This is a genomic window from Spiroplasma corruscae (assembly GCF_002237575.1).
GTDB classification, from domain to species: domain Bacteria; phylum Bacillota_I; class Bacilli_A; order Mycoplasmatales; family Mycoplasmataceae; genus Spiroplasma_A; species Spiroplasma_A corruscae.
This window is the reverse complement of the sequence record NZ_CP022535.1, coordinates 1,150,476-1,175,400: the sequence shown is the minus strand read 5'-3', so window position 1 is coordinate 1,175,400 and position 24,925 is coordinate 1,150,476. Positions and strand designations below refer to the sequence as shown.

General features: G+C 26.8%; 24 protein-coding genes and 1 pseudogene. 11 read left to right on the top strand and 14 right to left on the bottom strand.

Annotation, left to right across the window (positions count from 1 at the left end):
* Positions 1 to 267: 267 nt before the first annotated feature.
* From rpmH to SCORR_RS05170, 6 genes are read left to right on the top strand one after another with little or no spacing between them, the layout of a single operon-like run.
* Positions 268 to 402 (top strand): 50S ribosomal protein L34, encoded by a 135-nt coding sequence (rpmH, locus tag SCORR_RS05195; RefSeq protein ID WP_094049855.1) that lies wholly within the window; start codon positions 268 to 270, stop codon positions 400 to 402.
* Between the two features lie 3 nt (positions 403 to 405).
* Positions 406 to 732 carry a ribonuclease P protein component gene (rnpA, locus tag SCORR_RS05190; RefSeq protein ID WP_094049853.1) on the top strand — a complete coding sequence of 109 codons (327 nt, stop codon included), beginning with the start codon at positions 406 to 408 and terminating at the stop codon, positions 730 to 732.
* A gap of 14 nt (positions 733 to 746) precedes the next feature.
* Positions 747 to 1,955 carry a membrane protein insertase YidC gene (gene yidC, locus SCORR_RS05185; protein WP_211279177.1) on the top strand — a complete coding sequence of 403 codons (1,209 nt, stop codon included), beginning with the start codon at positions 747 to 749 and terminating at the stop codon, positions 1,953 to 1,955.
* Positions 1,918 to 2,481 carry a hypothetical protein gene (locus SCORR_RS05180; protein WP_094049852.1) on the top strand — a complete coding sequence of 188 codons (564 nt, stop codon included), beginning with the start codon at positions 1,918 to 1,920 and terminating at the stop codon, positions 2,479 to 2,481. The genes yidC and SCORR_RS05180 overlap by 38 nt, the downstream gene beginning before the upstream one ends.
* A gap of 35 nt (positions 2,482 to 2,516) precedes the next feature.
* The gene (mnmE, locus tag SCORR_RS05175) at positions 2,517 to 3,869 is read left to right on the top strand and encodes a tRNA uridine-5-carboxymethylaminomethyl(34) synthesis GTPase MnmE (RefSeq protein ID WP_094049850.1); all 1,353 of its coding nucleotides are present in this window, start codon (positions 2,517 to 2,519) and stop codon (positions 3,867 to 3,869) included.
* Between the two features lie 18 nt (positions 3,870 to 3,887).
* On the top strand, positions 3,888 to 4,682 hold the full coding sequence (locus tag SCORR_RS05170; protein ID WP_094049848.1) for a TatD family hydrolase: 795 nt from the start codon (positions 3,888 to 3,890) through the stop codon (positions 4,680 to 4,682).
* Between the two features lie 165 nt (positions 4,683 to 4,847).
* On the opposite strand, the gene SCORR_RS05165 is transcribed toward SCORR_RS05170, so the two are convergent.
* The 12 genes and pseudogenes from SCORR_RS05165 to SCORR_RS05115 all read right to left on the bottom strand — a co-directional run bounded on the left by SCORR_RS05165 (position 4,848) and on the right by SCORR_RS05115 (position 17,843).
* The gene (locus SCORR_RS05165; RefSeq protein WP_094049846.1) at positions 4,848 to 6,035 is read right to left on the bottom strand and encodes an acetate kinase; all 1,188 of its coding nucleotides are present in this window, start codon (positions 6,033 to 6,035) and stop codon (positions 4,848 to 4,850) included.
* Between the two features lies 1 nt (position 6,036).
* Positions 6,037 to 6,996, bottom strand: coding sequence for a phosphate acetyltransferase (gene pta, locus SCORR_RS05160; RefSeq protein WP_094049844.1), 960 nt, complete (start codon positions 6,994 to 6,996; stop codon positions 6,037 to 6,039).
* A 124-nt stretch (positions 6,997 to 7,120) separates the two neighbouring features.
* Positions 7,121 to 8,179: a rod shape-determining protein gene (locus tag SCORR_RS05155; protein ID WP_094049842.1), complete on the bottom strand. Its 1,059-nt coding sequence runs from the start codon at positions 8,177 to 8,179 to the stop codon at positions 7,121 to 7,123.
* Positions 8,180 to 8,304: 125 nt separating this feature from the next.
* A complete protein-coding gene (locus SCORR_RS05150) occupies positions 8,305 to 9,354 on the bottom strand; it encodes a rod shape-determining protein (RefSeq protein WP_094049840.1) in 1,050 nt (349 codons plus the stop codon).
* Positions 9,355 to 9,403: 49 nt separating this feature from the next.
* The gene (locus SCORR_RS05145; RefSeq protein WP_094049838.1) at positions 9,404 to 10,438 is read right to left on the bottom strand and encodes a rod shape-determining protein; all 1,035 of its coding nucleotides are present in this window, start codon (positions 10,436 to 10,438) and stop codon (positions 9,404 to 9,406) included.
* Between the two features lie 212 nt (positions 10,439 to 10,650).
* A pseudogene (locus SCORR_RS05615) lies at positions 10,651 to 10,815 on the bottom strand (hypothetical protein); the annotation flags it as partial.
* Positions 10,816 to 11,067: 252 nt separating this feature from the next.
* Entirely contained in the window at positions 11,068 to 11,244 is a 177-nt protein-coding gene (locus tag SCORR_RS05140) for a hypothetical protein (RefSeq protein ID WP_157705411.1), read from the bottom strand.
* 95 nt (positions 11,245 to 11,339) lie between these two features.
* On the bottom strand, positions 11,340 to 11,801 hold the full coding sequence (locus tag SCORR_RS05135; protein WP_094049832.1) for a hypothetical protein: 462 nt from the start codon (positions 11,799 to 11,801) through the stop codon (positions 11,340 to 11,342).
* A 92-nt stretch (positions 11,802 to 11,893) separates the two neighbouring features.
* Entirely contained in the window at positions 11,894 to 13,747 is a 1,854-nt protein-coding gene (locus SCORR_RS05130; protein WP_094049829.1) for an MATE family efflux transporter, read from the bottom strand.
* Between the two features lie 15 nt (positions 13,748 to 13,762).
* Complete coding sequence (gene argS, locus SCORR_RS05125; RefSeq protein WP_094049826.1) at positions 13,763 to 15,415, bottom strand: arginine--tRNA ligase; 1,653 nt, start codon at positions 15,413 to 15,415, stop codon at positions 13,763 to 13,765.
* A gap of 77 nt (positions 15,416 to 15,492) precedes the next feature.
* On the bottom strand, positions 15,493 to 16,527 hold the full coding sequence (locus SCORR_RS05120) for a rod shape-determining protein (protein WP_157705409.1): 1,035 nt from the start codon (positions 16,525 to 16,527) through the stop codon (positions 15,493 to 15,495).
* Positions 16,528 to 16,799: 272 nt separating this feature from the next.
* Positions 16,800 to 17,843 (bottom strand): rod shape-determining protein, encoded by a 1,044-nt coding sequence (locus SCORR_RS05115; RefSeq protein WP_094049823.1) that lies wholly within the window; start codon positions 17,841 to 17,843, stop codon positions 16,800 to 16,802.
* A gap of 98 nt (positions 17,844 to 17,941) precedes the next feature.
* Between SCORR_RS05115 and rnmV the strand changes: the two genes are divergently transcribed.
* From rnmV to SCORR_RS05100, 3 genes are read left to right on the top strand one after another with little or no spacing between them, the layout of a single operon-like run.
* A complete protein-coding gene (gene rnmV / locus SCORR_RS05110) occupies positions 17,942 to 18,472 on the top strand; it encodes a ribonuclease M5 (protein WP_094049821.1) in 531 nt (176 codons plus the stop codon).
* 1 nt (position 18,473) lies between these two features.
* Complete coding sequence (gene rsmA / locus SCORR_RS05105; protein WP_094049819.1) at positions 18,474 to 19,277, top strand: 16S rRNA (adenine(1518)-N(6)/adenine(1519)-N(6))-dimethyltransferase RsmA; 804 nt, start codon at positions 18,474 to 18,476, stop codon at positions 19,275 to 19,277.
* Positions 19,267 to 20,028, top strand: a complete 762-nt coding sequence (locus tag SCORR_RS05100) for a GHMP family kinase ATP-binding protein (RefSeq protein WP_094049817.1) — start codon at positions 19,267 to 19,269, stop codon at positions 20,026 to 20,028. Before rsmA ends, SCORR_RS05100 begins: the two co-directional genes overlap by 11 nt.
* 42 nt (positions 20,029 to 20,070) lie before the next feature.
* On the opposite strand, the gene SCORR_RS05095 is transcribed toward SCORR_RS05100, so the two are convergent.
* Positions 20,071 to 21,603: an ABC-F family ATP-binding cassette domain-containing protein gene (locus SCORR_RS05095; protein ID WP_094049815.1), complete on the bottom strand. Its 1,533-nt coding sequence runs from the start codon at positions 21,601 to 21,603 to the stop codon at positions 20,071 to 20,073.
* Positions 21,604 to 22,441: 838 nt separating this feature from the next.
* Positions 22,442 to 22,687, bottom strand: a complete 246-nt coding sequence (locus SCORR_RS05090; protein WP_094049813.1) for a hypothetical protein — start codon at positions 22,685 to 22,687, stop codon at positions 22,442 to 22,444.
* 85 nt (positions 22,688 to 22,772) lie between these two features.
* Between SCORR_RS05090 and SCORR_RS05085 the strand changes: the two genes are divergently transcribed.
* A complete protein-coding gene (locus SCORR_RS05085; protein WP_094049811.1) occupies positions 22,773 to 23,084 on the top strand; it encodes a winged helix-turn-helix transcriptional regulator in 312 nt (103 codons plus the stop codon).
* Between the two features lie 280 nt (positions 23,085 to 23,364).
* The gene (locus SCORR_RS05080) at positions 23,365 to 23,802 is read left to right on the top strand and encodes a GNAT family N-acetyltransferase (RefSeq protein WP_094049809.1); all 438 of its coding nucleotides are present in this window, start codon (positions 23,365 to 23,367) and stop codon (positions 23,800 to 23,802) included.
* Positions 23,803 to 24,925: the final 1,123 nt, after the last annotated feature.

Here is a 24,925-nt window from a genome sequence, read left to right as displayed (position 1 = left end):
ATTATGTACCTCACATTTATCATCAATAAAATTATAATTTAACGTTTCAAGTTTATTGTTAATAACTTATAAAAAGTCACAAATAAAGTTTTATTGTGGATAAACATTTTTATTGAAACCTTTATATACTATTTAATTCATAGTTTTCCACATAAAAATAATATTAACATTTAATTCACAAGAAAATATTTTTTTTGAACAATATACAAATATAGTTTTAAATTGTTATATAATCTTAAATGAAGTTTTATTTTTAAGGAGGTATATATGAAAAGAACTTGACAACCAAGTAAAATTAAACATGCCAGAACTCATGGTTTTAGAGCTAGAATGTCAACAAAAAATGGCAGAAAAGTTATTAAAGCAAGAAGAGCAAAAGGTAGAGTTAGACTTTCTGCTTAATTTATGAAAAATATAAGCATTATTAAAAAAAACCAAGATTTTCAAAAAATAATTAGACACAGAAAGTTTAAAAATACATCATCTTTTGTAGTTTATTTTATAAATAAAAACGAAGGGTCATTTAGATATGGGATTTCCGTAGGTAAAAAACTAGGAAATGCTGTATTAAGGAACCACACAAAAAGAATTGTAAGAACAATTGTGTATAATTCATTAGAAAAATTGAAATTTAAAAAGATTGATGTAGTAATTATTGTAAAAGCTGGATTTTTAAATAAAGAGTACGCTGATAACTCGAATCAACTAGACAAATTATTATTGTCTATATAGGAGAGGTGAAAACCTTGTATAAACAAGATTATTCAAAATATTTAAATAATAATAAAGGTAAGAAAAAAACAAAAAAAGATATTGTTAAGATTATCTGAATGTGAATTAGATTATTTCTATTTCTATTTGTTATAATTTCAATGCTTTGAGGTTGTGTTCAAATGTATCAATCAAAATACACTGTTTCACAAGTCTCAGATATGGCTGGTAACAAAGTTTACTCTCCAGGTACAACGTTTGAAATTGTAATAAAATCACTTGGTGATTTTGGTTCAAAAAATCACTGATATGCAAGCGATGCTGACGGAAATATATTTGAGTATTCACTAAATGCAATATCATCCTGAGGTGAGGCATTTACTGAGACATCATCTCCATTTTATGGATTCTTTGTTTATCCTATGTCCTTTTTGCTAGTTGGATTTGTTCGTTTAATGGCTGGAACTGACAGTTCTGGAATTATTAACTCAAAATCAAGTAGTTATGGTTACATCGTTTTAGTATCTGTGTTATTTACATCGATAATTATAAGAGCAATAACGCTAGGATTTACATGAAAAACACAGTCCAATCAAGAAAAACTTCAAATGGTCCAAGCTAAGCAAGCTGATATTCAACAAAAATATAAAGGTTCAACAGATCCGGTAGCAAAACAAAAACAACAGATGGAAACAATGGCTTTATATAAAAAAGAAGGAATCTCGCCAATGGGTGCAATGGTTTCAGCATTCTTGTCAATGCCATTCCTATTTGCAATGTTCTCAATAGTTAGGGCTACACATGCACTAAAAATTGCAGTAGTTGGTAAAATTACTTTTGTTGATACACCTTGAGAACAAATAACTAGTGGAAATTGAGTTTATTTATCTTTAGTTGTTGTATACATACCACTTCAAATACTATCAATGTTTTTACCTATGATATTGCAGGCTATAAAAAGAAATAAAAAAAATGATACTGAGCAGCAAAAAAAAGCAAGAAAAAAACAATTAATTATGAATGGTGTATTTATATTAGTGTTTGTATTCATTATATTTACAACCGCTTCTGGTGTTGCTATATATTGAATATTCTCATCTGTATTCCAAATCTCACAAACATTGATATTTCATTATGTTAGAGAAACAAGAGCATCTAGAATTAAGAAAAAAAGAGAAAAAGTTGTTATGAAAAATAAAATAGCAAATGATAAAAAAGCATCAAAAAATAACATTAAAAAATAGTTATTTTTTTTATTCTAAAAATGAGTTTGTAAGTCTTATCTACCAAATAAATAAGGAGCCTTACAAAACTATAGAAAACAAAAAGAAAAAAATAATTTTAGATAAGATAAACAACTTTTTTAAAACTTTTACTAATTTTAAAATAACAACATTTTTTTACTCAAAGTCTCAAAATAAAAACATTCTTTTTTATAAATCTGACTATCTTTTGGATAATGAAGAAAAGAAATATGTAGTGAATATTGTAAAGTTTTATTTTAAAAAAATTGAAAACATCAAAATAAATTTTGAAGTTTCAAATATTTATTTAACTTATATCTATGACAGAGAGTTTTTAAGTTCTGATTTAAGAAATTTAGTACATAGTTTACTACTTTATAAAACTCAATTAATTCTCCCTCCTCATTCAAAGAGGATCAGAAAAAGAATTAATGAGTTTGTAATGAAGTATAAGAACATAAAAATAAAAAGTGTTGGACCTTTTGGTGAAAGAAGAATAAAATTAGTTTATAAACCAGATAAATAGATTCTGGTTTTTTATTAATTCAAGGAAGGTTAAGAATGGAAATAAATTTTGAAGATATAATAGTCGCATCTGCCACTAAATTATCAACGCAAGCAATATCAATAATTAGAGTATCTGGAAAAGGTGCAATAAAATTAGTTAATAAGATAATTAATAAAGATTTAATTTATCAGAATGGATTTTATTTAAGAAAAATAATTAAAGACGGATCTACAATTGATGAGAGTCTTTTACTTGTTTTTCAAGAAAATAAATCTTTTACTGGAGATGAAACTGTTGAAATTAATTGTCATGGTGGTGTTTTACTTACTACTACTATAATAAATTTGCTTATTTCCAAAGGCGCTAGAATGGCATATCCTGGGGAGTTTAGTCAAAGAGCATATTTAAATGGAAAAATAGACCTCATACAAGCGGAAAGTATTAATAATTTAATTAACTCTAAAAATGACTTAGCAATAAAATTAAATGCTAAAATGCTTGTTGATAAGAATATAAATCAAATTGAAGTTATAAAAAAAGGTTTTTTAGAGGCTATTTCAAAACTTCAAACGGCTATTGATTATCCAGAGTATGAGGAAGTACAAAACACCACAGTTATGGAAGTTTGCCCAGACTTAATTATTATAAAAAATGAAATCATAAATATAATTAATAATAGTAAAAACCTATTATATATAAATGAGGGTATAAAAACTCTTATTTTGGGTGAAACTAATGTAGGAAAATCATCCTTATTGAACTCTTTGCTTAAAGAAGATAAAGCTATTGTGACTGATATCGAAGGTACCACAAGGGATGTTGTTGAAGGAACTATATATTTTAAAAACTTTAACCTAGACCTAATAGACTCTGCTGGTGTTAGAAAAACAAAAGATAAAGTAGAGTTGTTAGGAATTGAAAAAACTCTAAATCTTATTAATAAATCAAATTTAATATTATTTGTAATTAATAAAGAAAAATATGATTTAAATCTTTACAATAATATTAAGGAGAAAGAGCATATTGTAATACTAAATAAGGCTGATCTTCTAACTGATACAGAAATTAATGAATTAAAACATATATTTCCATCTTTAGTTTCTGTATCTGCTAAAAATAAAAATGTTGATGAGTTAAAAAAAACATTAGAACGAAAGTATAGCAGAGAAGATATTCTTGATAAAGATTTTTTATTGTTAACAAACTTAAAACATATACAGATGTTTGAAGATGTTTTAAAACTATTAAATTTAATAGAACATAATATTTCATTAGGTTTTGATATTGATATAATTTTAATAGATTTAAAAAAAGCTTTTGAAATTATTAATAGTATATTAGGTTTCTTTGATTCTAATGATGAAATTTTAGATAATATATTTAGGAAATATTGTCTGGGCAAGTAAAGGAAGAAGGAATTATAAATGGCAGGGATTTTTGACACACACACACATTTCAATGACGAAATGTATAAGAATAATGATATTGAAGTTTCTGAGCTTATAAGAGATGCTAACCAAAACGGAGTGAGCAAGTTTTGTTGTGTAGGGTTTGATATTGAATCATCAAAACAAGCGGTTAAATATGCTCTTAAGTATCCAAGTGTTTATGGGGCAGTAGGTATTCACCCAAATAATGTTAATGATTATGAATTAGATGATATTGATGAAATAGATACCTTATCTTACGGTCAAAACGTTGTTGCTATCGGAGAAGTTGGACTAGATTATTACTATACTCCTCATGATAAAGAGAGACAAAAGTTGTTCTTCAAAAAACAAATTGATATAGCTATCAAAAACAAACTTGCATTAATGATGCACATAAGAGATAAGGATGGTTCTGAGCAAGCTTATATAGATGCGTTGGAAATATTAAAAGAAAAGAAAGTTAAGAATGCAATTGTACATTGCTACACAAGAGGTTATGAACTTGCAAAAAAATTTACCGATCTTGGTTATTATTTATCAATTCCAGGTGTAGTAACATTTAAAAATGCAAAAGAACTTCAAGAAACTGTTCTAAAAGTTTCAATTAATAGTCTTTTGGTTGAAACTGACGCACCATATCTAACACCTGAACCAAACAGAGGTGCAATTAATCAATCAAGATATATTGTTTATACAGTTAAAGCTATAGCTAATATTAAAAAATTAAATAAAAACGACGTTATAGAAGCAACAACCAATAATGCTCATAAAATATTTAAAATAAAATAAATTTTAATAAATGTAGCTATTAAAAAAGTTATCAAACTCTTTAAAATATGTAAAGAGTTTTTTAATATTATATTTATTTTAGAATAAAAAAAATACCCTTGAATAGAATATGTATATCAATATAAGAGTATATTATTTTTTTCTATTTTAGGTACTCTTTAATAATTATTTCTTTAAGAATGTGATTACATCTTTACAAATCATTATCTCTTCATTAGTTCTAATTTTATAAATATCAATTTTTGATGTAGGTGTATTAATTTTTATATAATCCTCATATTTTTTATTATTTAATTCTTGATCTACAGATATATTTAATAATGGAAGTTTGCCAACAACTTTTTCAACTACAATTTGAGAGTTTTCTCCAATACCAGCCGTGAATATAATAGCGTCTATCTTTTGATTTTGTTGATTAATCATTTGAATAATAAAATTTGCAATTTTTTGCGTATAAATCTCAATCGCTAGAGTACACATTTTATCGTTTTTATTATAGCCTTCTATAACATATCTAATGTCAGATGATACACCACTTATCCCTAATAAACCTGAATTATTATTAAGCATTTCATTTATCTCATTTGGACTTTTATTTAAAGAAGTACACATATAATTAATTATAGATGGGTCCACATCTCCACTCCTACTGCCCATCATTATTCCGGCAAGAGGAGTTAAACCCATTGTAGTATCAAATGACTTACCTTCTTTAATTGAACAAATAGATGCACCATTTCCTAAGTGACATACAATTAAATTGTTTTTTTCCTTACCAACTATTTCTTCAAACTTTTTATTTATATAATTAAATGAAGTGCCGTGGAAACCATACTTTCTTACATCGTATTTTTTATATCATTCTATATTAACTGGGTAAATATAATTTCTTTCTGGCATAGTTTGATGATAAGCTGTATCAAAACAAGCAACATGTTTTGAGTGTGGTAAAAATTCTTTAAACTTATCTATAACCAATAATGCAGGTGGATTATGTAAAGGTGCAAGTTTGGATGAATCTTGGATTTGCTTATGTACTTTCTCATCAATAATTGATGATTTTGAAATTGTACCACCATGTACAACTCTATAACCAACTCCTTGAATATCTTTTATATCCTTTATAATTTTTAACTCATCTAATTTGCTTAATATCGCTTCAATTGCAACTTTGTGGTCTGGTAGACTAATATCTATTTCATGTTTATTTCCTTGGTAAGTAATTATTATTTTACCGTTTACTTTAATTTGTTCAGCCATTCCAGATGCTAATTTTTCAATATCATTATTATTTTTATACTCATATAGAGAAAATTTAATTGAACTACTTCCTGAATTTACTACTAATATCATATTATTTAGCCATATATACAGTTAATACCGCTGCTTGAATTATATCTTCAAGATTTGCGCCTCTTGATAAATCATTAACTGGTTTATTTAATCCTAGTATAATAGGACCTATAGCTTCATACCCTCCCATTCTTTGTGCTATTTTATAACCTATATTCCCTGCGTCTAGAGTTGGGAATACAAATATGTTAGCTGATTCGCTACAGATATTTGAGTTCTTATATTTTTTATTTCTAACTTCTTTGCAAAACGCAGCATCAAATTGAATTTCTCCGTCAAACTTAAAATTAACTTTCTCATTTAGTAACAACTCCTTAGCTTCTCTTACTTTATCAACATCAGGACCTGAGCCAGATCCGTCAGTTGAATAACTTAGTAATGCTACATTAGGTTCTTTTATATCCATAAGTCTTGCAAAGTTTACAAAACTTTTTGATATGTCCGCTAGTTGGCGAGCTGTAGGGTTTAAATTCAAACTACAATCTCCAAACAAATAGTATTGATCTTTTTTTCTCATTATAATAACCGAGCTTGCTACGGAAACGTCTTTCTTGGTTTTTATAATTTGTAAAGCTGGTCTTAATGTGTCAGCTGTAGTATAACTCAAACCACATAATACACAATCAGCTTCACCCTTATAAAGCATCATATTTGCTAAGTAATTTGATTTTGATACAAGATTTCTTGCTTCTTCAAGACCTGTTATTTTCCCTTTTCTAATATTTAAGAACTCCTCTGCATATTGTTCAATATTTAAGTCCTTTACACATATTTGAATAATTCTTTCGTCTAAATTGTTTGAAACTTTCTCTTGAAATAACAATATTGGAATACAAATATCATTTTCAACTAAGTATTTAGCTACTTTTTGAATTTTTTCTTCTTCACCTTCTGGCAGAATAATTCTTTTTTTATTTTTATTAAGTTTTAAAATTTTTTCAATAGTATCGGTTGTGTACATGAGTCCTCCCTGTATAGTATTTTTTCCATAATGAGAAAACATTATAAAAAATGTACTAAAAATATTATACATTGTTTATAAACTTTTATATTATTTTCATTAAAAAAAACATCCTTAGATGCTTTTAAATATATTGACTTTGACTACTTTTTTTAAGATCTCTTGCGTTTTTACCATAGTAACCTGATTCAATTCTTCTATTAATTACTTTTTGATATACTTGCGCACCTTCTACAACTCCTGTCATAGGGCTTGGAGATATTTTACAAGGTATTGAAAAGATTCCATTAAAGTACTCTTTAATACCTCTAATTAATGCTCCACCACCACATAGCATAAATCCGTTTGAAATTATATCTCCGGCTAATTCAGGAGGTGTATTTTCCATAATTTCTATTACCATATCTGTAATTCTACTAAATGCATTTACAAGAACATTTCTTATTTCTTCAGAACTAATAATTGCTTCTTTTGGTAAACCAGAAACTATATCTCTACCAAATACAGACATTGTTTTTTCACCTTTGTATTTTGAAAGTGATCCTAGTTCTTTTTTAACGTTTTCAGCAGTTTTATCACCAATGGTAACATTATATTCTGATCGAACATATTTTTTTATTTCTTCATTAAATGCGTTTCCAGCAACTTTTATTGATCTTGAAATTATTATATCTCCAGCTGATATTATAGCAATATCAGATGTTCCACCACCAATATCAATAACTATATTTCCTTTTGGTACATCAATATTTATTCCTGCACCGATTGCTGCCATCTTAACTTCTTCTTCTACAACAACAATTTCAGCTCCCATATCATATGCAACTTGTTTTAAAGCTTCTCTCTCTAATTCAGTTACTTCGCTTGGACAAGCTAATAGTATAATTGAATTTCTTCAATCATTTAACATTTTTAATTTTCCAAAAACATGCTTTAACATATCTTTTGCAGCATCTAAATCAGTAATAACTCCATCTTTAATTGGAACTATCATACTAATTGTTTCATGTGTTTTACCCAGCATATTGTAAGCTTCTTCACCAAGTGCTAATAATGTGTTCGTAACTGTATCATATGCCATTATTGATGGTTCATTGTAAACTATTCCTTGTTTACCCACATATGCAATAATATTGCTAGTACCTAAATCTAATGCTATAAATGTTCGTTCGTCTACTTTCATTTTTACCTCCTAAAAACCAATAATTTTTATAATTATACTATTAAATAAAGAATAAAACAATACAATAATATATTAGTATATATAATTAATAAAAAAGTCTGTATTAAATACAGACTTTATAGTTTTTATGAGAGTTTTTTTAAATAAGTATCTTGACTTGCGTCATATAACCCTTCATTAACTCTTTTTACTATTATTTTTTCATAAGCTTTTGTTCCTTCGATAACACATCCTAAAGGTTCAGCTGCTATTTTTGTTGGTAATTGGAATATATCATAGAAGTATTTATCAATATTTCTTATTAAGGCTCCACCACCACATAAAATCATACCATTTTTCATTATGTCTCCGGCTAACTCAGGAGGTATTTCTTCAAGTATTTCAATTACAAGATCTGTAATTTTACTAAAAGCACTTAGTAAAATATTTCTTATTTCCTCTGAATTTAACTTAGCTTCTTTTGGTAAGCCGGAAATAATATCTCTACCATAAATTTGCATTGATCTTTCGTTGGGATATTGTACTAATGAACCCATATTTTTTTTAACGTTTTCAGAAGTCGTAGTACCAATTGCCATATTATACTCTGAACGAACATATTTTAATATTTCGTTATTGAAGTAGTTACCCGCAACCTTAACAGACTTGGATGTAACGACTTCACCTGCTGATAAAATAGCTATATCAGTAGTTCCGCCACCGATGTCGACAACTAAATGTCCGTTTGGTAATTCTATGTTAATGCCTGCACCAATTGCTGCCATCTTAACTTCTTCTTCTATAACTACTAAGTCAGCTCCCATATCTTTAGCAACCATTTTTAATGCATCTCTCTCTAATTCAGTTACACCACTTGGACACGCAAGTACAACAATTGAGTTTTTCCAGAAATTCATCATTTTTAGTCTGTTAAATATATGTTTTAATAAATCTTTAGCCGCGTCTAAATCAGCGATTACACCATCGATTAGCGGTGTAATGATTCTAATATTATCACTTGTCTTACCAACCATGTCATATGCATCTTCACCAATAGCTACTAAAGTATTAGTATTAATGTCATATGCCATTAAACTTGGTTGGTTATAAACAATACCTTGGCCTGAAACATAAGCTAATATGTTACTTGTGCCAAGGTCTAGTGAAATAAAAGGTCTTTTAGTTTCTTGATACATAGTAAGTCCCCTCATTTCTATTAAGATTTGTTATAAATATTATTAATTATTATCTACCCATTACATCTTCGTGATGTCTTTGAGCTTTTATAATTTCTCAAATTTCAGATTCAAATTTTTTAGTACCGTTTATAACTGCTAATAATGGTTGTTCACCAATTTTTGTTGGTAATTGTAAAGTATCAGCAAAGTATTTATCAATACCTCTAATTAATGCTCCACCACCACAAATTGTAATACCATTTCTGAAGATATCTCCAGCTAATTCAGGTGGTGTATCTTCAAGTACTTGAACTGTTAAGTCAATTATTCTAGATACAGGCACTTTTAGTACTTCACGAACTTCTTCTGGTGTTATTTCAATTTCTCTTGGAAGCCCTGAAACAACGTCACGTCCATAAACTTTCATTCTTCTTTCATCAGGGTATTTTGCTAATGAACCAACATTAACTTTGATTGATTCAGCAGTTTTTGATCCAATTTCAAGACCGTATTGTGATCTTATGAATTTTTGACATTCATCATTTAAATAGTTCCCTGCAACTTTAACAGATTTTGATAAAACGATATCTCCTGATGCAAGAACTGCTATATCAGTAGTTCCCCCACCCATATCAACTATTAAGTTTCCAGTTGGTGCATATATGTTTACTCCACCACCTAGGGCTGCCATCTTAACTTCTTCTTCAACGAATACTTGGTCTGCACCTAAGTTAATAGCAATTTTCTTCAATGCTGTTTTTTCTAGTTCAGTAATTACTGATGGACATGCCAACAACATAATTGAATGTTTTAATTGTTTAGAAATACGTAATTTTTGGAAAATATATCTTAGTTGAGCTTCAGTTGCTCTAATGTCAGTAATAACTCCATCAACCATTGGTTTAACAACACGAATTGTTTTGTTACCTTTACCGATCATTTTATAAGCTTCAGTTCCAACAGCAATTATTCTGTTTTCTTTAATTCTGTATGCAACTATTGATGGTTCGTTATATACTACACCTTGACCAGCAATATATACTAATGTATTAGCAGTTCCAAGGTCCATTGAAACAAATGTTGGTTTTTTGTTTATAGCCATTTTTTTTCTCCTTCTTAAAATCTCTAACGTTTTTATTTTATGATTATGTATACCTATTTATAGTAGAATACATAACATACATTAAGTTTAGCATAAATTTATTATTTTTGCAACTTGACTTTTAATGTGTTAAAATATAATGCAATTATATATTAGAAAGTAATTAAAAAAGAAAAAAACCTAGCGAATGAATTTGTCAATTAAAATTGACATTAAAAAGATACTTTCTCCATACGAATTTCGTATAGAGTTTTTTTATACTTTAATGAAGGTCTTACGTAATTATAAAACTTACTATAATCAGAAATTATATTATATATATTAGAATAGTTTAGCTCATTTACTTTATAAGTATAAATACACTCGTTTTTTAAAGTTCCAAAAAACGATTAACATGCGCCGTTATCAGGAGAATTGCCTCTTCTTGACATAGAAATCTTTATATTATTATAATCACATAAATATTTTCAAGTTTAGTTTGTGTATGGCGAACCTTGATCAGAATGAATAAGTTTTGGTTTACCTTTTTTTGTGATTGCAGATTTTAAATTTGTATGACAAAGTTCATTATCAGATCTTCTAGAAAGTTTTTAATCTACTATTTCTAAATTGTATAAGTCTTTAATAACTTATAAATAAGCCGTCCATGAACTTGTTTTAATGTAAGTAACATCTGTAACTCATTTTTCATTTAAATTCTTTGCTTTAAAATTTCTGTTTAGAATATTTTCAAATATTAATGGACCTGATTTATCATAATCGGGTACTCTTTTCTTTTTAACCGCCTTAATGCCTAATATTTTCATATATTTGTATACAATCCAAGGTTTTGAGCTTATTTTAAAATACTTATTTAACATGAGTGTAATCATATTGTAGCCATAACGTTTTTTTAAATAGATTATATATAAATAATTTTGTTAGAAATTTTTGTATCATAGTTTTTGTATTTAGGTTTACCTGTTTTTAAACATTTTAAATAACCATATCTTGATACTCCTAAGTATTTACAAACTATTTTTAATGAAAAAGACTTTTTTGTAATAAAAATGGCGAAGTACTTTTCCTTAACAGTCTTCGTCAAATGCTTTTTTAAAGCGAGCTCTAATTTTAATGCTTCTCTCAATTCTTCTAAACTCATATCATCAGGATCTTTAAATAACCAATCGTGAGATTTGAACTTCTTAATATTACTTTTAGCTTGAACTCCATTACCTCATTCTAAAGCACCTTCTCCTTTAGTTCCTATCTCATGTTTTCATCTCTTAATAGTACTGGTGCTTAAATTAAATTTCACTGCAGTATTAATTATTCCAACTTCTTTTACTTCATTAATTATGTTAATTTTTCATGTTTTGATCATTGTTTTGCCATATAAAAAGAACACCTTTCAATAAAATTTTTACAATAAAAATACTTTTTTACTGTCAATTTTATTTCAGATGTTCACGAATGCTAGTTTTTTTGTTTATTCTGGACTTTTAAAAATTTAAGTTCTGTAATTTCATATTCTTTTTCTAAAAGACCAGTAAGCTTATTTATTTCTAATTTTTTAGAATTTAATATTATGACTCTTTTATTGTGATCAATAATAAGTTGAGAAAGTCTTGCATCTTGATAACTTATTTTTTCAAATTCATCTTCCTTATCCATGATACCTAATTTCTTATTTTTGCTAAAAGATAATCATAATAAAACTAATGCAAGTAATCCGCCTGGTATTTCACTAAAAGAGTAAATTAAGAAATATAATCAATCTTTTGTACCATCCATTGATGCAGCTTTTGCCACATAATATCCAATAAACAAGAAACTTATTTGAAATATAAAAGTCCTTGATAATGATATAAGTATTGAAACTCAGCTTTTTCCAATACCATTAAAATAAGGCATTGCAGCAAATGTTGATGTTGCAAATATAACACATGATAAATACATAACAAATCATCATCGTTTATCATTAGAACTTCATGAACCATTTGTAGGCCCATCAAACATTTGCATCATATACGAACCTAAAATAGTTATAATAAACATAATTGCTATTGTTCAAATTAAGTTAACTATTAACATCCATTTAATAACTTGTCATAACCTAATGTTTTTGCCGGCGCCTTTACTATAAGCAACCGTATTAACACCACCTTGTATTATTCCCACAATAGGGGCTCAAACAATCATATTTCAAGGAAATGCTGATGAAAGAACCCTAACGGTATCTGTGACATATTCTTCATGATAATAATCCTTATTTGATGCATCTGGATAAAATGTTATTTTGACTGCAAGGCCATTCCTATACATTTCCTCACCATTGTGTATATCACCAACCATTCTTGTTGATATACCGCTAATAATACCGAATGCACCATTCATAAAGAATGGTCCTACACCATTCATTCATATTTCAAGAGCCTCTTTATTGTTAAATTTGAACTTGCTAAACTCAGGTCTTAGAAAAGTATTTTTTGAACAATATACTAATATTATAGAAGATATTATCATAAATGACCAAGCAACCATAGACCCATAAACTGCACCGGCCATTCCAAGTTGAAGTATATCAAGGAAAATAAATCCGAATATTGCATTTAGTCCAACTGATACCAAGTTAACTATTACTACAAATCATATCTTACCTTCTGTTCTTAATAGGGTTGTTGAAAACATTGCCATACTTAATAATGGAAAACTAAATACAAAAGCAGAACAGTATTCCTTCGATAAAGAGTAAGAAAGAGTTGAATCACGATCAGCTCATGATACTCCTGTTTGCCATACCAATATAAACTGAGATAGAAAATACATTACAACTAGACTTATTATTGAAAGTATAACTGTTTGCATTAAACCATTAATTAATACTTGGTTCATTTTATTTTTGTCTCTTTGACCCATGTATTGACCAAAATTAATAGCAGTACCGATAGCTGTTAACATTGAAAGCGACTCTAAAATTATTACAACAGTGTTCGAGTATTGTGTTGAAACATTTATAATTTGCTTAAACACATCGGTTGCTGATTGTTCCATTGTTGATCCAAAATCAATACCAGGACCATTTACAGAGTTATTAAAGTTACTATACAACTTTTCTATTTGACTAGTGGCAAAGTTAAGTGTGAGTTGTTTGTCCAAGACCCCGTATAAACCATTTACAAGTGAAATCATCATCATCGGACCTGCCATGAACATTAATGCTACAAAAGGGTGTGAATATCTTAATATTCACTCCCTTTTTGTAATGTATACAGTATGTTTATTTTCAAACTCTTTAAATTTATATTTTTTTGAACTAATATCAACCAAAGTAATTCCTACTTTCTACATATCGTCTTTAATTCCTACTCCTATAAGATTAAGTGTATTAATTAAAACCTGATAAACTGATTTAACTAACAGCATTTTTTGTGCTGTCAAATTATCATTTTCTTTATCAATTATTTTATCACTCCCATAATAAGAGTGGAATAGTTTTGCTAGTTTTTGAATATAATCACAAATTATATTTGGTAATCTTTTACTTGCTGCATTTTCGACTGTTATGTTTAGGTCATCAAGATGCATTATAATTTCTTTTTCTTTTACATTCCAACTTATATTATCATAATCTTTTATTTCAGCATTTGATTTATTCATTAGTTTTCTAGATCTTGCAGTAGCATATTGGGCATAGTATACAGGGTTTGTTGAGTTTTTTTCCACCATTAAATCAAGATCAAAATCCATATGAGATGATGGGTTTTTTGATGCTAACATATATCTTATTGCATCTTTCCCAACCATTTCTAATAAGTCAATCATTCAAACAGCAGTTCCTTTTCTTTTTGACATTTTATACTCTTCACCATCTTTTATTAAACGTACCATTTGTATTATATCAATATCAAGTATGTCAAATTTATGGTTCAATAAAGCTAAACCAGCACGAACTCTTGTAATATAACCATGGTGATCACCACCTCAAAAATTTACATATTTATCTGCATTTGTTCTTCTTATTCTTTCATCATGACAAGCAATATCAGGGGTAATATATGTATAACTTCCATCTGATTTTCTTAAGACTCTATCCTTATCATCTCCGAATTCGGTAGTTTTAAGTCATAATGCGTTATCTTTTTCATAGGTTTTTCCAATTTTATTATATAAAGTCAACATTTTATCGATTAGATTATCATCATACATTTTTTGCTCACTAGAATAATGGTCTATTTTTATATCCATCATGCATATTTGTTCTTTAATAATATTAAGGAAATATGTCATTGATTCTTGTTTAAATAGCTCATGTACTTTTTCGTTATCAATTTTATTATTTTGGATTTTATTATTTTTATATTTATCGCCAAACTTTAATACTAAAATTTTTGCAAACTCTTCATACATATCTCCACCATACATTTCTTCTGGCTTATCTATATTTATTTTTAATAACGTTAAATAATTATAAAAAACAGTTACTGCTAAAATGTTAATTTGGTTACCAGCATCGTTTGTGTAATACTCAGTTTGAACTTCATATCCAGCAAATTCTAGTATTCTTCTTACCGAGTCACCAACAACGCCATTTCTTGCATGACCAATATGTAAATACCCAGTAGGATTAGCAGATATTATTTCTAAGTTATAAATCTTGTTTTTTTTAGGAGATTCACCATATTTATCTTTTTTTTCTATTATAGCATCAACTACTCTTATTAATTCTTTATCATCAATTGAAATATTTATAAAACCTGGTCCTGCAATTTCTATATTTTTTATTATTTCTTTATCTCTTAATAACTCTTTTTTAATTTCTTCTGCAAGTACAAGAGGTTTCATGTTATTGTTTTTAGAGTTTATCAATGCAAAGTTTGTTGCATAGTCAGCATGTTCTGTTGATTTTGTTTTTTCAACAATCAGTTCTCCTTCAAAACCAAGATTATTAATAGCTTTTTGTAATTTGCTCTTTATTGAGTTAAGTAAAATACTCATAGTGGCCTCCGTCTAAATTAATTTTATATAAATTAATACATTAATAAACAAAAAAAAATAAAAACCTTAGTTTTTATTTATTGTATTACTTCTTGGATTAAACCTAAATCTAATTCAAGTTCTCTAAGTGTTTTTTCTTTGTGTGCAACAGCTCCATCTATTACTGCTGAAGACGCATTTCTAGCGACTTTTACTGGAATTTCAAAATATTTTTCAAAAAATGTTTTTATGCCATAAATAGTTGCTAATCCACCAGTTACAATTATTCCGTTTCTAATAACGTCAATCGCTGATTCATTAGATAAAACCTCGATTAGATTTGTTACAGTGTCAGCTAAATTTGCAAACACATATTGAACCAATTTCAAGATATCGTTATCAGTAATTTCAATTTCCTTAGGTAAAGCAGATGTAATATCATAACCATATGCCTTAGCTTTTAATGCTTCTTTTGGTTTTAATAAGCACGCAACACCAATCTTAATAGCTTCTGCAGTTTTTTCCCCAACTACAATTGATTTTTTAGACTTTAAAAATTTGATTATTTCGTCATCAATTGTTGCACCACCGAACTTCGAAGTTTTAGATGCAATTGTTGTATCGGTAGAGATCATAGCGATTGTAGTTTTACCACAACCTATATCTAAACATAAAAATCCGTCAGGGTTTGAAATGTTAATCCCTGCACCTAATAGTGCTAACTTGACATCATCTTCAACTTTTACATATGCTACTCCCAATGATTTAATCGCTTCTATTAAGGAATTTCTCTCCAAGCCAGTTAAATTAACTGGACACGCTAATGTTACATATGCAGTTTTTAATATTTCCTTATGTTTTGAAAGTGCATAACCTAAGAAACTTTTTAATAATTCTAGGTTTGTTACAACTCCTTGTTTAACAAGTTTTGTTACTTTTAGGTTACCATTTAATATCCCAATATATTTTTTAGCATTATCTCCATAAGCTATTATTTTATTAAGTTTGTAATCAACAGCTATTAATGAAGCCTGATTAAAAATTATTCCTAAACCATCAACATGTATCCTGGTTTTATATGTCCCAATATCGATAGCAATGTGTTTTCCAGCTCTTAAATTTAACTTTGCCAATTGTCACACCTACTTTTCTATAATTTTATTTTAAACTTTTTTTACTAAAAAACTATTATATAAAAAATAAAAAAAAATTTGTATATAAAAAATTTTTTGCTCTTTTGAAATTATATCTAAAAAATAAAGAAAAGTGTAGTATTTTTTTTATTTTATATTGTATAATTTAATTTAAAAATATATTATGCACTTATAACTACCAATTATTCTTTAATAAAGGTTTAGCAAGAAAAAATAATAAAAAAGAGATTTTTATGTAAATCTCTTTTTTATTATTTAATTACGTATTCTCTTGAATCACGTAAGTCTACTATTTCAAGTCATTTTTCAGCTTGTTTTTCGTATTCTTTTGCACCTTCGATAACTGTTAATAGTGGGTCTTGGGCTTTAATAACTTTTAATTGGAATATTGATTCAAAGTATGAGTCAATTCCTCTTATTAATGCTCCACCACCACAAATAGTAATACCATTTCTGATAATATCTCCAGCTAATTCAGCAGGTGTATTTTCCATAACTTCAACAATTAAATCAGTAATTTTTGAGAATGGTGCTAACAATGCATTTTTAACTTCATCTGGTGCTATAATAACTTCTCTTGGTAAACCTGAAATTACATCACGTCCGAATGCACGGAATGTACGTCCATTATCAATTTTTGTTAATGAACCAATTTCAATTTTAATTTTTTCAGCTGTTTTAATACCAACTAAAACGTTATATTCAGCACGAATGTATTTTCTTATTTCTTCGTCAAAGTGATTTCCTGCAACTTTGATTGATCTTGAAATAATGATATCCCCAGCAGATATAATAGCTATATCAGTAGTTCCTCCACCAATATCAACAACCAAGTGTCCACTAGCAAGTGAGATGTTTATCCCTGCACCAATTGCAGATAATTTAACTTCTTCTTCAACAAGAACTTTTTTTGCTCCCATATCAACAACAACTTGTTTTAATGCTCCTCTTTCTAATTCAGTAACTCCTGAAGGGCAAGCAAGAACTACTAGAGAATTTTTCAAGATGTCTGATAATTTAATTCGAGAGAATATGATTTTAATCAAATCTTTTGCTGCATCTAAATCAGCAATAACTCCATCAACTAATGGTACTACCATTCTTACGTCTTCGTTAGTTTTACCAACCATTTCGTAAGCCATTTCACCTGATGCAATTACAGTGTTTGTATGAACATCGTAAGCCATTGTTGAAGGCTCATTATAAATGATTCCTTGTCCACCTAAGTAAGCAACAACGTTTGCTGTACCAAGATCAAGAGCTACGAATTCTTTTTTACGGTCTCATGATGCCATTTTTATTTCCTCCTTTATAAGAAAAAACCCTTCGTGTATAATTATACTATAAACTCATTAAGAATGCTAGCATTTATACACAAGAAAGGTTATAATATATGAAAATTATTCAAGTCGTTGTTGTTGAAGGGATATCTGATACTATTAAACTAAAAAAGGTTTTTGGAAATGATAACATAGATACCATTGAGACTAACGGACTTGCAATAACAAATCAAAAATTAAGTGTAATATCAAATATTAATAAAACACGTGGAATTATTATTTTTACCGACCCAGACGGACCAGGAATTAAAATACGTGATATTATTAATACTTATTTAAATTTTAACTGTTTTAATGCTTTTATCAATAAAAAACTAATAAAAAATCAAAAAAAAATAGGGGTTGCAGAAGCAAGGGATATAGATATTAGAAATGCGTTAAGCAACTTAATTAAGTTTGAAGAAAACAAAAACTCTTTATCTTGAGAAGATTATATTGTAAACAACTTTTACATTAAAAAAAATAGAATTAAAATATCAAATTATTACAATTGAAGTGAAGATATTAATACAAAAAGATTATTTAAGTGATTAAACTACTTAAATTTGAATGTTATTGAAATTAAAAAAATTCTAGAGGAGTAATATGCATCAAGCAAAGAAAAAGTTTGGACAGAACTTTATAACAGATGGAAATCTTATTGAAAAAATAATTAGTCAATTATCAAATGAAAGCGATCAACTTGTAATCGAAATAGGTCCAGGGCAAGGAGCATTAACTAAGAAATTAGTTAAAAAGTATAAAAAAGTAATAGCAATTGAAATAGATAAGGATCTAGAAAACATATTATTATCAAGTATAGTAGAAGAAAACTTTGAATTGATTATTGGTGATTTTCTGGAAGTTGATTTAAATAAAATTATTAAACAAAATAATTTTAAGAAAGTCTCAATAATATCAAACACACCTTATTATATTATAAGTCCAATCATATTCAAGTGCTTTGAATCGCAGGAATTTTTATCAAAAGCTGTATTAATGGTACAAAAAGAGGTTGGAGAGAGAATTTGTGCCGAACCCAGTAATAAAAATTATAATAATTTATCAATTATTTCTAAATTCTATTCTACCCCTAAGTATTTATTTACAATAAATAGGAATCTTTTTAAACCTGTCCCACTAGTTGACTCTGCATTAATAGAACTGAATTTTGAAAAAAATAGTGTTTTAAAAGTTAAAGACCCTAATAACTTTGCCCAATTCTTAAGAAAAATATTCAACAACAAACGTAAAACAATTTTAAATAATTTGGCGAATTATTTAAAAAGTAAAGATAAATCAGAAGATATTCTTACTAAACATAATATTAAACTTAATTTAAGACCAGAAAATTTAACTTTAGATGATTACATTATATTATTTAATGAGGTGAGTGTAAATGAGGCTTAGAGCATATGCAAAAGTAAATATATGACTTAAAGTTTGAAAAAAAGATTACAATAGTCAATATCATTTAATTAATAGTCTTGTAGTTAAGGTTAAAAACCTTTATGACTCAATAACAATAAGTAAGTCTAATAATGATTTTGATGAGATTAGTTCAAACTTGAAAGTTTTGGAAAAAGAGAACTTTATTTTTAATGTGTTAGATATTCTAAGGAAACATAATATTACTAAAAATTTTTATAAAGTTAAGTTAAAGAAAAGAATACCATTGGGTGCTGGTCTTGGTGGTGGAACTAGTGATGCAATTACATTAGCTAAATACTTTTTAAGAAAGTATAAAATCATTGATAGTAACATAAATAAAGAGATATGCAAGGCGGTAGGTTTTGATTCTTATTTCTATTTTTCAGATTTTGAGTCAGCTATAGTTACTGGTTATGGTGAAAAAGTCGAGACATTTTTTAAAAAATTTAAAGTATACAAAAAACATCTTATACTAACAGGTGTTAATTGTAATACAAAAAAAGTGTATCAAGAATTTGATTTAACTCCCGGTGAAAATAACTCAATTTATTTAAATAGTTTGACTACAACTTGTATTCAAATCTACCCCAAACTTAGCAATTTTATTGACAAAGGAGTTATGTCTGGTTCTGGGTCTACTTTTATTAAGAAAATGTTTTATGATAAGTATTTTAATAAAGATTTAAAAGATTATTACATAAAAAATGTCAAAAATTATAACAAAATGTAATAGTATAATAAAAACTCCTTAAGAGGAGTTTTTATTATACTATTACACAAGATCTTCAAAATTAATTACTTTATCTGCTCATTTTGTTGAAAAGTTAATATCATGGGTAGTTAACAAAACTGTACCTTCAAAATCCATTATTGCTTCTAGTAACGATTCTTTTGCTAAACTATCAATATGATTCGTAGGTTCGTCCAATATTAGTAAGCTGCAAGGTTCCATGCTTAATGCTGATAGTCTTACCTTTGTTTGTTCGCCACCAGATAATGTAGACATAGGTCTTATCATTAAATCATTTCTCAAACCAAATTGTCCTATCTTTGCTCTTGCTTCTCTCTCGGTTAAATCATTGTATCTATTCATTAGATAGTTAATAGCGTTAATATCGTCAACCTTTTCTAATTGTTTAAAATAAGAGTATACAACTCCGTTACCAAGTTTTATATCTCCACTATAAGGTTTTAATTCGCTTGAAAGTGTTTTTAAAAATGTTGTTTTACCAATACCATTTTTACCTTTTATTATACATTTTTCCCCTTTTCTAATTTCAAAATTAAGTTTATGTAATATTGGAGAGTCATATCCTATTACTAAATCTTCTGCTTTAATGATTACATCAGACGCAGGCTCTTTATACATGAAATTAAAATTTGGTTTAATATTTTCTTTTCGTTTATCCATTTTATCTAACTTATCAAGAGTTTTCTTTCTTGATTGAGCTGATTTAGCAGTTGAAAGTCTTGCACTATTTTTAGCAATGTATGTTTCTAGTTTCTTAATTTTTCGTTGTTGACTAACAAAGTCTTTGTCATATTGTTCTTGTTGAATAGCTAATTCTTCAATGTATTTATCATAGTTACCTACATATCTTGTTAATTTTAAATTATCAAGTGCATAAATAATATTACAAGTTTTATTAATAAAATCCTGGTCATGAGAAACCATTATAAATGCTTTTTCAAATGATTGCAAAAATGAAGCTAATCAATTAACTTGTTCAATATCAAGAAAGTTTGTTGGTTCATCAAGAACTAAAAAATCATTATCACTTAATAATAATTTTGCAAGCATGACTTTATTTTTTTGACCACCACTTAATTCCGACATTTTCTTGTCTAACTTATCTATGCCAATACCTAAACCATTAACTAAGTTACCAATTTTCTTTTCAATAGAATCAAAATCATTATGATTTAATATATCTTGATACTTTAAAGCTTTTACCAATTCGTTTTCATCATAATTTTCAGACATTTTCTCATAAATTATATTCATTCTTTCTTCAACATCATATAAATCTTGGAAGGCTGTTTTTAAATATGAGTTTACTTCCATATCATCTTTTATACTAAGATGTTGATCTAAATACCCAATTTTTGTTTTAGGATGTATTTCAACTTCTCCTAAGTCAGGGATTATTTTTTTTGAAATAATATTAAGTAAAGTTGTTTTCCCAGCGCCATTTGGACCAACTAATGCAATGTGCTCACGTCTATTTAGTTTTAAAACTGCTTCTTTATAAAGTTTCTTATCACCATTAGCGTGACTTAAATTTTGTATATTTACTAATCCCATACTTCCACCTATTCTAAAAATTTTTATACTAAAAAATTATAAACTAAAAATGGAAAAATAGTAGATATCCTACTAATTAAGTAAATTTACTTTAATAATATACTTAAATTAAGTTCTTAAAAAACAAATGTTATTCCTAGTATCTTCATAACTTTCTTCTATAAATATGTTGTCTTATCAATATTTAGCTAATATTTTATCAACTTTTAATTGTATATAATTTGTGTGTATCAATAAAGTTGTCTGTCTATAATAAGTTTATTAAAATTTCAAATTTATACTTTTTATGTATATAAAAATCGATTTAATTTTGATAACTATAATTTAAATATATTTTTTAATTTTAGTCATTATAAATAGATGAATCTTGAAACACATATATATAGATAGATTAAAGCTAAAGTAGATATGTTAAATATTTATAATGAAGAATTATTTTTACATAATTGTCTTCACATAATTCTATTTTTAGACCGCTATTTTTCATAGATAATCTAAATTCTTCATTTGTTATAATGGTGTTTTTAAAAACTCATTTTCATATTTAAAGTTTTTACTAACTCCTTTTGTTGTATCCCATTAAACCATTTATGAGTATATTACATTAGTTTTTAATTTGATTTTCATCTTTTGATTTACTTGTTTAAAAGTTGTATTTTATCTCAATAGCAGGTATTTTATTTTTTTAGATTCTTAAATTTATCTTGACTTGCTCACTTTTAAGCATTGTTCTCATAAAAAAAGAACACCCATTAATAAAATCCTAGTATTAAAATACTTTTAATGTGGATTTTATTTAGATGTTCAAATAAATTATTATTTTTAAAATTAAAAGAAATTATCTTCATAGATAAACTAAAACATTTGCATCTTTGCCACAAGCGCATGTACCAGCATGTTCTTTTTTTTCTTTTAATTCAATTAATGCAAAATCATCACTCATTTTACCTTTTTTTAGAGACTCTTGAACTTTTGGTCCAAGTTCTAATGCAGCTAAAACAGTTTTTCCTTCATTTAATAAGTTACTAATAGTGTTAAAGTCACCATTGGTAACTTTAACAGCGTTACTTTTATCTAAACCCATATTACTTCTCCTTTCAATATTATAATATAAATATAAGTTTAAAAAGAATAGTAGTTACTTTAAAGTAACTTAGTAAGGTTATTTTATGAATAAATGTCCAGTTGAAAGATGTTTAAAAGTACTTAAGAATAAATGAACAATTTTTATTGTTAGAGATTTATTGGGCGGTGAAAAAAGATTTGGTGAACTTAAAAAAAGTATAAATGGTGTTACAAAAAAAGTTTTATCAGAAAGTTTAAAACATCTTGAAAATCATAATATAGTTAAAAGATGATCTAATAATACTTTTCCTTTGGTAGTGATTTATTCATTAACACCACTTGGATTAAGTTTAAAAAAAATACTAGATGATTTAGCTCAATGATATATTGATAATGAGAGCGAACTAAATTTCTAAACAAAAAACTATTTATTAAAATTGCTCCAAAATCTAGGTAAATCAAATCTATAACATTTAATTTATATTTTTTTCAACACAAATATGATTATAAGTATACACTTTTTAAATCTTATTTATATAGAATAAGTAACTTGTTCTAGATTGTATTCAATATAATTTAGTTATTTTACATAGTAATTATTTTATTATCTTATATTAATAGAAAAATTTAATTAAACTATTAGTTTTAAACTTCTTTAAATAACAAGTGTTATTATATATAAGATAGGAGTTTAAAATGGGATTACAATTTGAACAAGATTTTGGTACTAATAATGAAGTTTTTAAAAAGGCAATAAAATTAAGAGAAAAAGTTTTTATTACCGAAAGAGGTTCTATTAGGAACAACGATATAGATGATTATGATGATAAGGGTTATCATTTTATTGCAACTCACAACAATGAGTTGGTTTGCTGTGCTAGGGTTATCTTGAAAAATGATAAATTATATTGAGGTAGAATTGCAGTTGAAAAAGAATATCGATCACAAAAAATAGGAGCTGTAGTGTTAGAAAAGCTAAAAGAATTTAGCAAAGATGTTTTAAAACAAGAAATAGTTTATATAAACGCTGTTTACAATGTTAAGGATTTTTATACAAAGTTTGGTTTTATAGAATTTAATGATATATTTGTTGAAGATGGCGTGAATCATATAGCAATGAAACTGAAAATGTAATGCTTAGGTAAAACATATTAATTTTAAATCAATAAAAAAAAACAATTTTATCGAACATCTAAAATAAAATTAACAATGAAAAAGTAATTACATTGTTAAGATTTTATTAATAGGTGTTCTTTTTAATTTCTATAAATATATGTCAATACAATAACAAGAGAAGATTGTAAATAAAGTTTTAATGAAAGTTTGAAGCAATGAGAAGTTTACATATATGAAGATCTATTATTAAAGGAAATACAAAAAATACTTTAAATCAAAAATAGTTTATTGATACAACTTAAATTATGGTAGCCTAAGGCATTTTGATTAATTATTATAAAAGTATTATTTACACAGTTAAAAAAGTGATACCGTTAATACTATTATTTACAATTAAGGTAGTCCTTATAAAAACAAAGAAATAAATTATTTTAATTCTAAAGTTGTGCTTAATATAGGTTGTAAAAATAAAAAACAGAGCACATAATTTATATAAATAAATTATACTCTTATTCCCAATTCAATTTACGAGTCATAATATTATTTTTTGTCGCATAAACTAAACTCATTTTTATGTCTAGAATAACATATAATATTTGCAAATATTGATTAGCATTACTAACGTGAAATAGTCAATTTTATAAGCGAGGGTACTTTAATTGTTATGATTTATCACTAGTTTGCCATTTGTTGAATTGTATAATCCATTTAATAACTCATAATTATAGAGTTTCCAGCAAGAATTTTTAAGTATTATACAATTTTTAGTCTTATCAATTTGTAATCAAAGTTCACTAGTACTTTAATCTATGGTTATTTTAAATAGCTAGAACTAACAAATCTGCATGTAACTTATTTAAGGGTAAAATTTTACTACTTAAAATAAGATTAACTCTAAAATTAATCTTTAAAATAACGTTTATTATTGTGCACAGTTTTAACTTTCTGCCTGACTTTTAGTATTTTAGTAAACAAAAAATTTTATTAATTCTTGTTAATAATGTTTTATTTAAATCTTTCTTTATCTTAACTTACATAAGGTCCAACCAATTTGTTTTTTCAATATAACATCAACATACCTATTAGTATAAAAATTAATATTTATATTTAATAAATGACTTAAGACTATGTTTCTTAAATC